This window comes from Pseudomonas inefficax (assembly GCF_900277125.1).
Lineage (GTDB): Bacteria > Pseudomonadota > Gammaproteobacteria > Pseudomonadales > Pseudomonadaceae > Aquipseudomonas > Aquipseudomonas inefficax.
In genome coordinates this window covers 1-14,592 of record NZ_OPYN01000087.1, presented here as the reverse complement: position 1 = coordinate 14,592, position 14,592 = coordinate 1, and the positions used below count along the sequence as shown (strand labels likewise).

At 60.1% G+C, this 14,592-nt stretch carries 13 protein-coding genes; 4 read left to right on the top strand and 9 right to left on the bottom strand.

Annotation, left to right across the window (positions count from 1 at the left end; translation table 11 throughout):
* Positions 1 to 69: 69 nt before the first annotated feature.
* The 5 genes from JV551A3_RS11580 to JV551A3_RS11560 all read right to left on the bottom strand — a co-directional run bounded on the left by JV551A3_RS11580 (position 70) and on the right by JV551A3_RS11560 (position 5,057).
* Entirely contained in the window at positions 70 to 555 is a 486-nt protein-coding gene (locus JV551A3_RS11580) for a DUF2165 domain-containing protein (RefSeq protein ID WP_133978692.1), read from the bottom strand.
* Positions 556 to 704: 149 nt separating this feature from the next.
* Positions 705 to 3,143, bottom strand: coding sequence for a TonB-dependent receptor (locus tag JV551A3_RS11575; protein ID WP_133973380.1), 2,439 nt, complete (start codon positions 3,141 to 3,143; stop codon positions 705 to 707).
* A 77-nt stretch (positions 3,144 to 3,220) separates the two neighbouring features.
* Positions 3,221 to 4,057: a FecR family protein gene (locus JV551A3_RS11570; protein ID WP_133973382.1), complete on the bottom strand. Its 837-nt coding sequence runs from the start codon at positions 4,055 to 4,057 to the stop codon at positions 3,221 to 3,223.
* A complete protein-coding gene (locus tag JV551A3_RS11565; RefSeq protein ID WP_133973384.1) occupies positions 4,054 to 4,578 on the bottom strand; it encodes an RNA polymerase sigma factor in 525 nt (174 codons plus the stop codon). Before JV551A3_RS11565 ends, JV551A3_RS11570 begins: the two co-directional genes overlap by 4 nt.
* Positions 4,579 to 4,670: 92 nt before the next feature.
* A complete protein-coding gene (locus tag JV551A3_RS11560; RefSeq protein WP_133973386.1) occupies positions 4,671 to 5,057 on the bottom strand; it encodes a MerR family transcriptional regulator in 387 nt (128 codons plus the stop codon).
* A gap of 73 nt (positions 5,058 to 5,130) precedes the next feature.
* Here JV551A3_RS11560 and JV551A3_RS11555 point away from each other — a divergent pair, with 73 nt between their 5' ends.
* The 3 genes from JV551A3_RS11555 (at position 5,131) to JV551A3_RS11545 (ending at position 8,827) form a co-directional block, all read left to right on the top strand.
* Positions 5,131 to 6,231, top strand: a complete 1,101-nt coding sequence (locus JV551A3_RS11555; RefSeq protein WP_133973388.1) for an SDR family oxidoreductase — start codon at positions 5,131 to 5,133, stop codon at positions 6,229 to 6,231.
* A gap of 161 nt (positions 6,232 to 6,392) precedes the next feature.
* Entirely contained in the window at positions 6,393 to 7,904 is a 1,512-nt protein-coding gene (locus tag JV551A3_RS11550; RefSeq protein ID WP_133973390.1) for a GGDEF domain-containing protein, read from the top strand.
* Between the two features lie 23 nt (positions 7,905 to 7,927).
* Positions 7,928 to 8,827 carry a DMT family transporter gene (locus JV551A3_RS11545; RefSeq protein WP_133973392.1) on the top strand — a complete coding sequence of 300 codons (900 nt, stop codon included), beginning with the start codon at positions 7,928 to 7,930 and terminating at the stop codon, positions 8,825 to 8,827.
* A 48-nt stretch (positions 8,828 to 8,875) separates the two neighbouring features.
* Here JV551A3_RS11545 and JV551A3_RS11535 read toward each other — a convergent pair whose 3' ends face one another.
* The 4 genes from JV551A3_RS11535 to JV551A3_RS11520 all read right to left on the bottom strand — a co-directional run bounded on the left by JV551A3_RS11535 (position 8,876) and on the right by JV551A3_RS11520 (position 14,082).
* Complete coding sequence (locus JV551A3_RS11535; RefSeq protein ID WP_133973394.1) at positions 8,876 to 10,129, bottom strand: OprD family porin; 1,254 nt, start codon at positions 10,127 to 10,129, stop codon at positions 8,876 to 8,878.
* Between the two features lie 58 nt (positions 10,130 to 10,187).
* Complete coding sequence (locus tag JV551A3_RS11530; RefSeq protein WP_112253831.1) at positions 10,188 to 11,492, bottom strand: CitMHS family transporter; 1,305 nt, start codon at positions 11,490 to 11,492, stop codon at positions 10,188 to 10,190.
* A 123-nt stretch (positions 11,493 to 11,615) separates the two neighbouring features.
* A complete protein-coding gene (gene dctA, locus JV551A3_RS11525) occupies positions 11,616 to 12,929 on the bottom strand; it encodes a C4-dicarboxylate transporter DctA (RefSeq protein ID WP_133973396.1) in 1,314 nt (437 codons plus the stop codon).
* Between the two features lie 73 nt (positions 12,930 to 13,002).
* The gene (locus JV551A3_RS11520; RefSeq protein ID WP_133978690.1) at positions 13,003 to 14,082 is read right to left on the bottom strand and encodes a 4-oxalomesaconate tautomerase; all 1,080 of its coding nucleotides are present in this window, start codon (positions 14,080 to 14,082) and stop codon (positions 13,003 to 13,005) included.
* A 147-nt stretch (positions 14,083 to 14,229) separates the two neighbouring features.
* On the opposite strand from JV551A3_RS11520, the gene JV551A3_RS11515 reads away from it, so the two are divergent.
* A partial coding sequence (locus JV551A3_RS11515) for a LysR family transcriptional regulator (RefSeq protein WP_133978688.1) occupies positions 14,230 to 14,592 on the top strand: 363 nt, incomplete at its 3' end.

The window sequence follows — 14,592 nt, the reverse complement described above, 5'->3', positions numbered from 1 at the left end:
ACGCTGACCCTACGCTCATCGTCTTCAGCTGTTGCTCCTTCCTGGCATCCTGCAAGTGTCCATCGCCCATCAACTCCACCGGACATTGAGTACGACGAAGTGCAGCAGGATCCAGACCATCAGCAGCAGATGGGTCAGTTGCAACCCCTCCTGACGGATCCAGTAGCCGAACCATATCCCGCCCAGCAACATGGCGAGCAGGAACCCGAGCGCCGCGCTCAAGGCCAGGTTCAGCCAAGGCAGCGAAGCTTCCAGGCCGGCGCCAAGCACCAGTTCATAGCACCCGACCCAGGCCGTGAGCACGGCAGCTGCCTGTATCAGCACGATGATCGCCAAGGCCAGGCGATGGATCGACGGAGAGGTCATCGCTCGCCCCAGCAGTGGGAGGCTGATTGCGGGCGGTTGGGCCAGCGGCGCCATCGACATGGTCGCCCCGATCGCCCCGGCCGAACTGGCAAAGGTATGCAGGTTGTTGATCAGGCTGATGCTCAGCCACAGGCTCAAGCCAATGCAGCAGGTGATCTGGAAAATCAGCAGTGAGGTCGGAGTGTCCATTCCTGGTCCTTGTGAGTTCGTTTCCGGAAGTAGCGAGAGAGTTCGGACGACACTCTAAAACCTTGACTTAACTCGAGGTCAATAGCGGTTTTCCAGGAAGGCTTCAATGACCACCGGGCCCGATACCGGCCCGGTGGTTGCTCACCACCTTACCAATTGTGCGTATAACTGGCAGTCAGCACGGTGCCGGGTGCCGGCAAGTGGCTGGTGTTGTTGTTATTGCGCAGCAATTGGCTGTAGAGCGGGTAGTAGTCGCGGTTGAACAGGTTTTGAATGCCGACGCTTACCTTGTCGTCAGCGGAAATCTGATACTGGCTGACCAAGTCCACTGTCGTATAGGTACTCACCTGATGCCGACCAAAGCTGTCCACCCCATCAAGCCTGTAATCCTTGCTATCGAAGAACGTGGCTTGCAAGCGGTTGCTCCAATCCAGGGTCGGCTTGTACTGAACGTAGGCGGTCAGCTTCAGGGGCGGAACGCGATAGCCGGTCATGTCCTGCCAACCTTTGCCGTCCGGTTTTTCTCGCCCGCGCATCCAGGCCGCACTCCCCCCTGCGCCCCACACCGCATCATCCGATAGCCAATCGGCACTGGCTTCGGCACCGTAGATACGCTCCTTGGTGCGGGTCAGAATCAGGCCATTGTTGAAACTTTGCACATCCCCCAGTTTGGAGGTGGTGTAGAACAGCGCCAGGGTGCCGAGGGTGTTGTTGCCCAGCTCTCCTCGCCAGCCAAGCTCATAGTTATTGGTTTTGACCGGTTCCAGGTTCGATGCGTCGATGTCGAAACCGCGGCGCGCATTGCGCAACTGAATACCCACGTCAGGTAGTTGGAAGCCCTGGCTGAAGGAGGCGTAGATTTCCTGGCCGAGTACCGGTGAGTAGACGATGCCCAGGTTCGACAGCACCGCATCGTAATGAATGTCGCCACCCTTCACCGCAACCGGGGAGGCAGCCGCGGATTCGGACAATGGGATGAAGTCATCGAATTCGGCGGTGGAGTATTCGTAGCGCAGGCCGCCGTCGACAGACCAATGCTCATCGAAGCGATGCTGTAGCTGGGCGAACGCACCGGCGCTTCGCGTCCTCAGCGGGGGCATGTAGGTGAGCTTGCCGATCTTGTCGAATACCAGGCCGCCACTGGCGTCATAAGCCGCAGGGTCGAAGACATCGAGCGGCATGTCGCTGCGTTCCTGGTTATAGTCGCCACCCCACACCAGCTCGGTACTGCCGCTTTCGCCAAGTGGCGTGCGCAGGGTCAGGCGGCTGCCGAAGACTTCACTGTTCTGCATGATCTGGTCGACGTTGCCGCCGCGGGTGGCAACGGCCCGGGCGTCGAACGGGGTAAAACGGGTGAAGTAGTCCCGGTAATACATCTGGGCAGAAAGCCGGCTTCCGAGAATGTCGAGATTCTCGTACTCCAGGTTCACCAGCGTGTTGCGAATACGGTTCTGTTCGTCGAGATCCAGCCCTTTGATCGCATTGGCCGGCACTGAGCCTGCGGGGAGCCTGGCGACGCTTGGGTCGGTAGCGTAGTCGGTGTCCTGGCGGGCGTCGTAGTGGCTGACTGCGAGCTGGATGCGCTGGTCTTCGTCGATGTGCAGCCCCAGCTTGCCGCCAATGTTGTAGATGTTCGAATCGAACAGGTCGCCTTGGCTAGGCTCCGGGGCGATCCGGTCGCCGTGCGCATCGTACGAGGCACCGATGTGGCGGGTACCGAAGTCGAACGAGTAGTCCACCGCGCCCTGAGAGCCTGCGAAATACTGCTGGAACTGCCCACCCAGGCCATCGCTGCCCAGGCGGGTAAGTGGCGAGGTCGCGCTCAGGCTGGTTTCGGCACGGTTTTCGCCACCCGCAGGCCGTGTGGTGATGGATATGATGCCCCCCGTGGCGCCGCTGCCGTAGATGGCGCTGCTGCCACGAATGACTTCGACCCGTTCGATCAGTGCCGGGTCGATGTTGGCCAGGTTGCGCGAAGAGTCGCGGTTGGTATTGAGCGGCACCCCGTCAACCATGACCAGCATGCTGCGCCCGCGCAGGGTCTGGCCATACTCGGTGACGGTGCGGCTGGAGTCGGACATGCCGGGAATCGCCTTGGCCAGTACCGTGGCCAGGCTCTCCGAACCCTGGCGCAGCTCCTGCAGTTGTTCATGCTCGAGAACGGTGGATTGCCGCGTCGCGGAAACCAGGCTGCTGCTGGTGCGCGAGGCGGTGATTTCCATCTGCGCCATTTCCACGGGCCCGCTCTGGATTTCCGGGCTTGATGCAGGGCCACCCTGCGCGACGATGACGAACGTGCGCTCATCCTTGGCCTGTACCTGCAAGCCACTGTCCTTGAGCAGCGTTTGAAGTGCTTCCTCGGGGGTGAACTGCCCCTTCACCGCAGGCGCGTTTCGGCCTGCACCGAGATCACTGGCAAAGATGATCTGTACCGAAGACTGCTGTGCAAGCGCGTTGATGGCCTCGCCCAGCGGTGCGGCGGGGAGATCCAAGTTCATCTTTTCCCGGCCCTGGGCCGACATTGCGATGAGCAGGCTACTGGCAAGCAATGACAGGCGTAGCTGGCGACTGCGGAGGGGAAAGAGCACTTCTCGAGTTCCTTTTTATAGGTGGGCTTTTTCAGTAGCCGCCACGAGAATCGAGAAACCCTACCTGCGCCTGAGAATTATTTTGTTATCGGTTTGCGTTGAATCCGGACGCTGCCATCCCCTTGTTGCAGCACGGCGACGGGCAGGATGCTCGGTAGCAAGCCCAGTAGCAGGTCGACATTGTGCGCCTCGAATACCCCTGTCACCTTGAGTGCGGCCAGGCCTGGGTCGCTCAGCTCGATGGGCGCCTTGCGATAGTGGCGCAGCAACGACACGGCTTCATCCAGCGGCGTCTGCTCGAACACGATGCGATCATCTTTCCATGCCATCGCCTTGGAAGGGTCGGCCTTCGCTACCGGCATCAGTTGCCCGCCAATCGAGTCGACCTGTTGCCCTGGCCTGAGGGTGACAGGCGCTTGTGCTGCAGTTGCCACAGCGACGTCCACGCGCCCACGGGCCAGGGTCACACGCACCGCGTCGTTATCCAGGCGCCTGACATTGAACAGCGTACCGAGCACCTCGACTTTCGCCAGGCCAGCGGACACCACGAAGGGGCGGTACACGGCCGAGGACACATCGAAAAGGGCCTGCCCTGCGCGCAGGTCGACTTCGCGGCTGAGCAGACGCCAACTGACATCGACATGCGTGCCACTGTCGAGCAGCAGCTTGCTGCCATCGCTCAACAGCACAGCGCGCCGCTCGCCAATGGCGGTAGCGAAACGCTCGCTTTTGTAGGCAGGGTTCAGCCAGCCCAGGGCTGCAAAGGCGATCGCGACCGCTAGCGTGATACCTGCCGTCTTTACCGCTTTCGAGGGCGCTGGCCTGGACGGCGGCATGGGGAACAGCTGCTTGAGTTCGTCACGATGGCGCCCCAGAGCCTCGTCCAATGGCGCCTGTTCGGGCTGCTTGGTCATGGATGCACCTCATCGCGCCCAAGCCGTTGCCTGCACGCTGCCACCCCCAGGCGCAGGTGCTTTTCCACAGTCTTGATGGAAATACCCAGGCGAGCGGCTACTTCTGCCTGGGGAATTTCGTGAATCTTGTGCATGACGAAAACAGCCTGGCAGCGAGGTGGGAGGCCTGCGATAGCGTCGACGAGCAGTTGAAACTCGCGCGCGGTGTCATACCTGGTCATTGGGGTGGCTGCCGGGCAGGCCACTTCAGGCAGCTCGGAGATTGCCTCTACCCACGCGCCTCGGCGGCGGTCGCTACGATAGCGACTCACGGCGGCGTCGTGGGAGATTTTTCGCAGCAGGGCCAGTGGGGTGCGAACGTCTTCTTTCTCGCCGCGCTCAAGCAACTGCACGCACACATCATGCACTACATCGCGCGCCATGCTTCTGTCGCCGAAGCGTCGGCGAATGTGGTCCACCAGCTCGTCATAGTGACGTACCAATGTAGACAGCAGCGTCGGTTTGGCGGGATCGAACGACACGATGCATCCTGAATAAGAGGTAGGCCCCGAAACAAGACACAAGTGTAAATGAGAAATAATTGCGAATAAACAAGCTACAGCATCGAGCCATGCTAAATCTCGGGAAAGCGAGGAATGGTCAGCCCGTTGGCAATAGCACTTTCTTCCAGCTTTGCACGCTCTGTGTCCAAAAAGGCATAGGCGGCTTGCAGCGTGGTGATCTTCGCTTGAATTTCGGCCATCTTGCTGGTCACCAAGGCCGCGCCTTGCGCGCAATCGATCGTATTACCCCGCTGGGCCGCAAGGATGTCGCCGATCTCGGCGAGTGAAAAACCGCCGCTCTGGGCGCTCTGGATAAAAGCCAGATCAACCACGGTCTGGTCGCTGTAACTGCGGTAGTTGTTGGCTTGGCGATGGGCCACGATCAGCCCGAGTTGCTCGTAATAGCGCAATGTATGGCGGCCAACTCCACTCCTGCGCTCCAACTCTCCAACATTCACAGTAAAAATTCCTTGACTGTAGAGTACGCTCGACACTTTAGCCTGCGCCCATCATCCAGACAAGGATTCAGATATGAGCGTGGAATGCTTCGTCACAGGCGGCAGTGGGTTTGTCGGTCAACATCTGTTGGCCCATCTTACCGCGACAGGGCACAAGACTTGGGTGCTCATGCGCAACCCTGAAAACATCGAGCGTCTCAAAGAGCAGGTAGGCCGACTGGGAGGTAACCCTGCGTATATCCATGCAGTCGAAGGAGATATCAGCCGGGAAGAACTTGGACTCAGCGAAGCAGACAAGCAATGCGTGTCTTCGGCCGCTGTATTCTTCCACCTTGCGGCGCAGTTTACCTGGGGCCTGACAATGGAGCAGGCCCGCGCAGTCAATGTACAGGGGGCGCTGAGAGTCGCCAGGCTCGCGGCGAGCCAGGATATCCGCTTGCTGATGGTGGGCGGTTACATGGTGCAGAATCTTACCCACCTTGCCAGCATCGGGGTTGATAACGAGTGCCCTGAAAACACCAATTGGCCCGAAGTCTACGGCCGCGTTGGTGGCTACGAGGGCAGCAAGCTGGAGTCCCATTTTGCAGTCATCCGTTACATGCAGGAAGTAGGTGCGGATTACACGATCGTTCATCCTGCTACGGTGTGTGGCCACAGCGAAAGCGGGCATATCCCTGAAGGGCAACCTCTGGCCGACCTCATTCGAAATCTGGCACTGGGCCGGTTCAAGGCTGTCCCTGGTTCCGCCAGGCACTGGTTGCCCTTGGTCAGCGTCGATTACCTGGTAAAGATGATGACCTGCGTGGCATTCGACCCTTCGATGGCCAACCGGCAGGTCCTGGCGCTCTACGAGAACACCCCGAACCTGCAGGCAATGCTCGGGCAGTTGGCTAAAACGCTGGATATCAAGGCACCCCGGCACCATGTACCCATAGGGCTGCTCAAGTGGCTACTGGTGATTCCCGGGCTGGCCACCCGACTTTCGATCAGCGCCGAGTCATTGAACTTCATCCAGACGCAGCGCTTCGACATGAATGACAGCCAGCAACTGGAACGAAAGTATCAACTGGCACATCCCGATATGGCGCGAACCTTGGAAAAGACCGTGCGCCACGTCCAGGGTTACTTGCCCAATCGTCAGGTTCAAACTTCTCAAAACCCTGCCGGAAGATAAGAGACGGGGTTTTCCAGAGCGCGTAATTCTGTCGGACATTCCAGCAATTTAGGTGTTATATTATTGCACGCGAACCAGATAGCTACTTTCTGACCTTCCAGTTAGTCAATGCGTGTCGACTTTCAACTTGGTCTTTAAGGGAAAAAGGCGTGTGAATTGACGTGAAGCGTGACATCCACCTCGTTGTGCTACTGCTATCGGTCATCGGTTGCTCACTCGCCTCGCTGACGCTGTGGAAGGTCATGGCTTCGCGAGAGCGCGCCCTGGAAGACGTCAATGTCCATGGCCTGAACCTGACCCAGGCATTGTCCACCTATTCGGAAGGTATCGTCCGGCAGAGCTCGATGCTGCTGCTCGGCCTTGTCGAGCGCCTGGAAACCGAAGGCGCCGGGCCTGGGCAGATCGAACGCCTGAGTCAGCTGGTCAAGCGTCAGCAACCGTTGATGCCGCCGATGAGCGGCATCACGATCTACGCCAGGGATGGACGCTGGCTGATGTCGTCCAACCGTCCGATGCCCGATGGGGCCAACAGCAGCGACCGGGCCTTTTTCATACATCACCGTGACGACCCATCCCGCGACCCCTTCATCGGGCTGCCAATCCGTAGCCGCGTCAATCAGGAATGGGTGATCACCATCAGCCGGCGATTCAACGATGAGCACGGCGAGTTTGCCGGCGTCGTTGCCATGACGCTTGGCGTGGAGAACTTCCTGCAGCTTTTCGGCAAACTGGATGTCGGCCATGAAGGGGCCATCGGGCTGGCCTATACCGACGGTTCCATGCTGGTGCGCTACCCGTTTCGGGAACAGGACATGGGACGCAACTTTTCGAAGTCGCCCATCTTCACCAAGTATCTCGTCGACCAGTCAGCGGGCACTGCATCGTTCACCTCCAGCCTGGACGGCGTGGAGCGCCTCTATGCGTTTCGCAAGAGCGACAAGCTACCCCTGGTGACAACGGTCGCGCTGGGCAAGCAGGAAGCACTTTCGGCCTGGCGGCTCGAGGCGCTGCTGTCGTCGCTGGTGGTCGCTGCGCTGCTGGCATTGATCGGAGCCATTGGCTGGCTGCTGATTCGTGCCATGAGCCGGCGAAGCGCAATCGAAAACGAACTTCGACTGACCCAACAGCAGTTGCTGGACAGTAACCAACGGCTCGAAAGCCTGGCGATGCACGATGCGCTGACGGGGCTTGCCAACCGGCGCTGCTTTGACGAGGCACTGACCCAGGAAGTGCGCACGGCCCATCGAAACGGCACCACGCTGGCCTTGCTGATGATCGACATCGACCATTTCAAACGCTACAACGACACCTATGGGCATCCGGCTGGCGATGCCTGTCTGCAGCAGATCGCTACCCTGCTCTCTTCCTGCATCCGCCGCCCTCGCGACCTGCTGGCACGCTACGGAGGTGAGGAAATGGCGGTGATCCTGCCCGATACCGACAACGACGGAGCGGCCGTCGTTGCCAGGCTGATGCTCCAGCACCTGGCCTTGCAGGCCATCCCACACCAAGGCAGCCCTTTCGGGCATGTGACCGCCAGTATCGGCATCGCCTGCGCCGATGGAACGGTCCTCGACACCCCACCATCGTTGATTGAACGCGCCGATCAGGCGCTCTATATCGCCAAGCAGGCGGGCCGCAACCGCCTGCATGTCGACCGGGCGAAGGCATAAAGCCAATTACAAGGAATGTACAAATGCAATCTCATTTCGGCAAAGGCGTACTCTTTGCACTCTGCGCCGCTGCACTGAATGCAACGATCGGCGTACTCAGCAAAGTGTTGATGAACAGTGGGTTCAGCTCCAGCAGCATCGCCCTGATAAAAACAGTCCTCGGCTGCCTGTTGCTGTCAGCATTGCTCCTGTTTCTAAAGCGGCCCCTGCGTACGGCCAAGTGGGTCCATGCCGCCGTTTGCGCATTTCTCGGCATTTTTGTGTTGTTCCACTTTGAAACCTCGGCCTATAGCCATTACGCCGCGGCAGGCGTCGTGGTGATCCTGATGGCAAGCGCGTCCATTTCTTCGATATTGCTGGGAAGGATAGTCCTAAAGGACCGGATCACCGCCAACGCGACGGTAGGCGCCGGTTTGACCATAGCTGGCATTGCCGTGATTTTTGGCGCCGACCTGGAACAAGGCTTTACGCTGCAAGGTGCAGTACTCGCTTCGATCGGAGGCTGCGGTTATGGCGCATTTTCGGTTGCCATGAAGCACATGGGCGTTTCCGGGGGGCTGCATTTCACTCGGCAACTATTGTTTTTCGGCAGCCTCTACCTGCTGATGCCGGCAGCAACCGATAGCTTCAACATTGGAGAGCTGTCGCTGGTGGCGGTCATGGCACTGCTGGCGCTGGCCGCGTTGCCGACCATCCTCGGCTTCTTCTGTACCACCAAGGCCATCGAGTACCTGAAACCCTCGCAAGTCCAGGCACTGGAGCTGACCGAACCGCTGTTTGCCGCACTGCTGGCGTTCGTGGTGCTCAATGAAGTACCGCGGGACACGTTGTACCTGGGGGCCGGGCTGATTCTCTTCGGCCTATGCTTCTCCAATGAGCTGATCCGACTGGGCAAGAAAGCGCCACAGCCGTCCAAAGCATGAAACCCATGCGAGCAAGCACCTCGAGGCATGCATGCTCGCATGGCCGCATTACCAGATCGCAATATCGTAGGTCAGGTAGATCCGGTTGCTGTCGCGCCCTCGGGAAAAGTCAGAGCGGTAGACGTAGTTGCGAAGCTTCACACCCAGACCTTTCACAGGCCCGGATTGCACCACGTAGGCAAGCTCCACGTCACGCTCCCACTCGCTGAGCCCGGCATCAGCCGAGCGACCGTTGTCCCCGCTCAGGTACCGCGCCATGAAAGTCAGCCCAGGGACACCGGCCGCTGCAAAGTTGTAGGCATAGCTCGCCATCCAGGTTTTCTCTTCCTCCTCGATGAACTTGCCGATGCCAACGTTGCTGAACGAGTAGACCGTCGCGCCGCTGATGTATGGCAACCCAGCCTCGCCGTCGAGAATCTGGTAACCGGCGCCGAAGGTGTGCCCGGAATGAGCGTAGGACAGCTGCCCACTGAACATGTCGTTATCGATCTGACCACCATGAGCGGCCCCGCTGTCGCGGCTCTTGAAATAGCGCAAGTCGGTGGTCAACACACCGCCGGCCAATGGCAGGTCGTGGACCAGGCCTAAGTAGTCCTGACGATAGAAGTGTTCGAGCTGGCCGTGGAAATAGCTCAAGCGCAGCTGCTTGCTGACGGCATAGTCGGCCCCGGCAAAGTTGAAATCGCCAGACTCGCCGCCACCATAACCATCCAGGAACAGACCGGTGCTGTCCGAGGAGTCCCGCTGCTTGAAGCGGTCCAGGTGGCCGGCTGTCAGGGTCAGGCCATCGACATCGGTACTGGTCAGTTGCGTGCCCTGGTAAGTCTGCAGCAACAATCGCGCGTCGTTGTACACCAGCACCGGTGTCTTGGGCAGCAAGGTGCCATGCTTGACGATGGTCTGCCCCAGTCGCGCCTTGGCCGTCACCCCGGCACTGGCGAACTCGTCCGCGGCACGGCCATCGTCATGCACCGGCAGCAAGCCGGTACCGCTGCGCCCGCGGCCCGAATCGAGCCTTACGCCTACAAGCCCCAGGGCATCCAGCCCCAGACCCAGCGGGCCTTGAGTGAACCCTGACTGGTAGTCGAGCAGGAAACCCTGCGCCCATTCCACCCGCTCGCTCTTCGCAGTTGCTGCAGCGCGGGCGCTCATGCCTTGTTCGTCGCGGAAGTTCTCGTTGAAGTAAACGTTGCGCAGCTGCAGCTTGAGCTTGCCGTCGTCGATGAATCCGGCAGCGCCGGCCACAGGCAGCCAGCCGCAGAGCAGGCCACAGGTGGCCCCACGGAAAACGGTTCGGGACATGTTCGATACTCTGTTGTTGTTCTTGGATGAGGAGGGCGCCAGCAGCGCCCGAGGCAGATCAGACGAAGAAGGACAACGCACCCGTGAGCAAGGCCAGTGCGGTGATGACCAGTGATGTCAGTACCGCCCATTTCACGGTCGCCTTCTGGAAGTCGCCGATGTCGCGATCGACCATGCCCACCAGCAGCAAGGTCGAGGCCACCAGAGGGCTCATCAGGTGCACCGGCTGCCCCAGCACCGAGGCGCGGGCGATTTCAACCGGGTCGATGCCGTAGGCGGCCGCAGCGTTGGCAAGGATCGGCACCACGCCAAAATAGTAAGCGTCGTTGGACAGTACGAAGGTCAGTGGCATGCTGGTCAGCGCCACCACCAGCGGGAACCAGTGGCTCCACGCCTCCGGGATCCAGTCGACCAGGGTCTGCGCCAGCGCATCGACCATCTTGGTACCCGAGAAGATCCCGGCGAAGATGCCCGCGGCGAATACCAGCAGTACCACGGTCATGGCGTTGCCCGAATGGGCGAGGATGCGCTCTTTCTGCAGGTCCAGCTGCGGGTAGTTGATCATCAGCGCCAGCACGAAACCGATCATGAACAACAATGCGGAGTGCATGACGCCCATCACCAGAGCCACCATGACGGCAATCACCAACACCAGGTTCACGTACGCCAGGCGTGGGCGCTTATGCGGGTTGTCGCCGAGGATTTCCTTGATGTAGCAGTTGCCGCCACCCGACTCCAGGGCGATGTTGCCGATGCGGCGGCGCTCGGCACGGCCCAGCAGGTAGGCGGTGAACACCACCCAGGCAGCACCGCCGATCACGGTCGGCAGCATCGGGATGAAATACTCGGTGGCATCCAGCCCGAGCGCGGCGATGGCCCGGGTGGCCGGCCCACCCCAAGGGCTCATGCCACTCATGATGCTCAACGACAGCATGGACACCGTGGCCAGGATCATCGGGTTCATGCCAATGCGCTTGTACAGCGGCAGCATGGCCGCGCAGGTAATCATGTAGGTGGTGGTGCCGTCACCGTCCAGCGCCACCAGCAGCGACAGCAGCGCGGTACCGATGGCGATCTTGACCGGGTCGCCATTGACGCGCTTGAGGATCTTGCGGATCAGCGGGTCGAACAGGCCGGCATCGATCATCAGGCCGAAGAACAGGATGGCGAACAGCAACAGGGCCGCCGAGGGCGCCACCATTTTCAGGCCATCGAGCATCATCTTGCCCAGTTCGGGGGCGAAGCCACCGATCACTGCGAAGACGATGGGTACCACAGTGAGCGCAACGATTGGCGACAGGCGTTTGCTCATGATCAGGTAGGTGAAGGTCACCACCATGATCAGGCCCAGGAGTGCGAGCATGGTCTTTTCTCTTGTTTTTATTCTATTGCGGCCATCGGCAAGGCAGACGGCCCCCTACCCCACTCGGCATCGCCGGGATGCTGAGTGGGATTCTAAGTCAACAATGGGTGTGGAAGAGGCTTTTCAGCCGTGATGACGAGGCTCGGCAGACCAGTCGGCCTGCGCACTATCCGCCTTGTCCGGTACAGCCGGAATGCCATTCAGGCGGCGCAGCAAGGTTTCCCTTTCACAGGCATTCTCCGACAGCGAGATCACCACTGTGGCCACGGCGTTGCTGGCCAGGCTGGTCAGGGCACGCGCCTCGGACATGAAGCGATCGATGCCGATCAGCAAGGCAAGCCCTGCCAGCGGGATGTCGTGAATGACAGTCAAGGTCGAGGCCAGCGCAACGAAGCCACTACCGGTCACACCCGCTGCGCCTTTTGACGACAACAGCATGATCGCCAGCATCGTCACCGTCTGACCGAGGCTCAGGTCGATGTTGCAGGCTTGCGCGATGAAGACCGCCGCCAACGACAGGTAGATGGCAGTACCGTCGAGGTTGAACGAGTAGCCGGTTGGCAGAACCAACCCGACCACACCTTTCTTGCAGCCCAGTTTCTCCAGTTTTTCCAGCATGCGTGGCAATACGGGCTCGGTGGACGAGGTGCCGAGTACCACCAGAAATTCCTCGCGGAAGTAGCGCAGCAGCTTCCACAGGCTGAAGCCATGGGCACGGCAGATACCACCGAGCACCACCAGTACGAAAAACGCACAGGCGATGTAGAGCGTACCGACCAGCTTGGCCAATGCCCCCAGGGACGTCACGCCGTACTGCCCGACGGTGAAGGCCAAGGCACCGAAGGCACCGACCGGGGCGAAACGCATCAGGTAGCCAAAGATGCGAAACACCATCGTCGAGGCAGATTCCAGCACATCGAGTACCGGCTTGCCCTTTTCGCCCATCGACGACAGGGCAAAACCGCTGAGCACCGCGATGAACAGCACCGGCAACACTTCACCCTTGTTGAACGCCCCGATGAACGTGTCGGGAATGATATGCATGAAGAAGTCGACCACGCTCAGCTTCGCCGCAGACGCGGCGTACTGGCCGAGCCCCTCGGTGCTCAGCGTGGCCGGGTCGATGTTCATGCCGACACCAGGGCGGAGCAGGTATACCGCTGCCAGGCCGATCATCAGGCTGATGACGGTCAATACCAGGAACAGCAGCAAGGTTTTGCTCATCAAACGCCCCAGGGAGCGCTTGTCGGTCATCCCGGCAATGCCGGTGACGATGGTGCAGAAGACCACCGGCGCGATCATCATCTTGATCAGCTTGATGAACGCATCACCCAGCGGCTTGAGCGCAACGGCCTGTTGCGCCCAGAAGTGACCGACCACCACGCCCAGCAGGACGGCGCAGAGGATCTGGAAATACAGCGATTTGGCGAGTCTCATGAGGCATCACCCATTGTTGAAATTGTGCGGATGCGCTTGTTGCGAATGTACAGGTCTGGACTACTGCCTGGGCCTACCCCGCCAACCTGCGGAATGTAGGCGCGTAAACGAAGCCAGAGAACAGCCGCCGTGCAGTTCGCACCACCGAGGCCTGAATCGTCTTGCCATCGGCACCGCTGCGTGACAGCGCGACATCGATACCACCGCCTGGATGTTCCAGGCGCACCTCGGTCAGTTGTTCGGCGCCCTCACCCAGCAGTTCGCCGATTACCGTACCCGGGCTGACGCAGGCAGTCGCCAGGCCTATCGCTCCGGTGATGGCCAGGGCGCGGTGGCAGTTGTGCGGCATGAAGTAGCGGACCTGCAACGTGCCGTCATAGCGGGGCTTGGACACAAGAACAGGCTTGGGGATGACCATACCGCTGACATCGCCCAGGCCCATGGCCTTGCCGGCCTTCAGGCGCAATGCCTCGAGGCGCTCGAGCAGTTCGCCGTTGGCGTCGAGTTCGGCCGGGGTTTCCGAGCCGGTGACGCCCAGCTGGCTGGCCTCTACCACCATCATCGGCATGGCCATGTCGATGCAGGTAACCGTTACACCGTCGATCACATCCTTGGCCTTGCCAGTCGGGAACAGCTTGCCGGTCTTGCTGCCGACCGCATCGAGGAAGGTCAGGTGCACCGGGGCGGCAGTGCCCGGTACGCCATCGATCGCCGTGCGGCCTTCGTAGCGCACGATGCCGCCGGGGGTTTCCACCAGCGAATTGACGAAAGTGCCGGTGTTGAGGTTGCGAATACGCACCAGCGTCTTGCCGTCCTGGCCTTTGACAAGACCTTGCTCGATGGCGAACGGGCCAACGGCGCACAGCATGTTGCCGCAATTGGGGGCGGTATCGACCCGGCGCTGGGCGACCATGACTTGCACGAACAGGTAGTCGACATCAGCGTCGGCATGCAGCGAAGGGCTGACAATCGCAACCTTGCTGGTCTGCGGGCTACCGCCACCGATGCCGTCGATTTCCAGTTCATGCCCGGAACCCATCAGGTTGATCAGCAATTCGTCGCGTTCGACCACATTGGCAGGAAGGTCCCATGCATGGAAAAACGGGCCCTTGGAGGTGCCACCGCGCATGAGTACGCAAGGAATTCGTTGCATGATTTCGCACTCTTGTTGATCAATGGACATCATTGATGCTGTGGACAAAAGATTGACAGGGATGGATAAATCAATCCAATGCAAATATCGTAGGTATTATTCCGGTTAAAGCATCAATACCGACCCACGGCCGAAGAGCGATCCGAGATGGAATACGAGCTGCAAGACATACGATCTTTCGTGAAAATCGCCGAACTCGGCAGCTTCCACGAAGCCGCTGAAGCTTTGCACCTGTCGCAGCCCGCCTTGAGCCGACGGATAAAGAAGCTCGAGGAAGGGTTGGGCACTTCGCTGCTGGAACGCACTACCCGTCGCGTCAGCCTTACCAGCGTCGGGCGTGACTTCCTGCCCAAGGCCAGGCGCCTGCTGGATGACTTCGAAGACTCGATCCTGAGCATTCGCGAACTCGCCGAGCGACAGACCGGGCAGGTCACCCTCGCCTGCATCCCGACCGCGGCCTTCTACTTCCTGCCTTCGGTGATCCGCGACTACAACGAGCAATACCCGAAG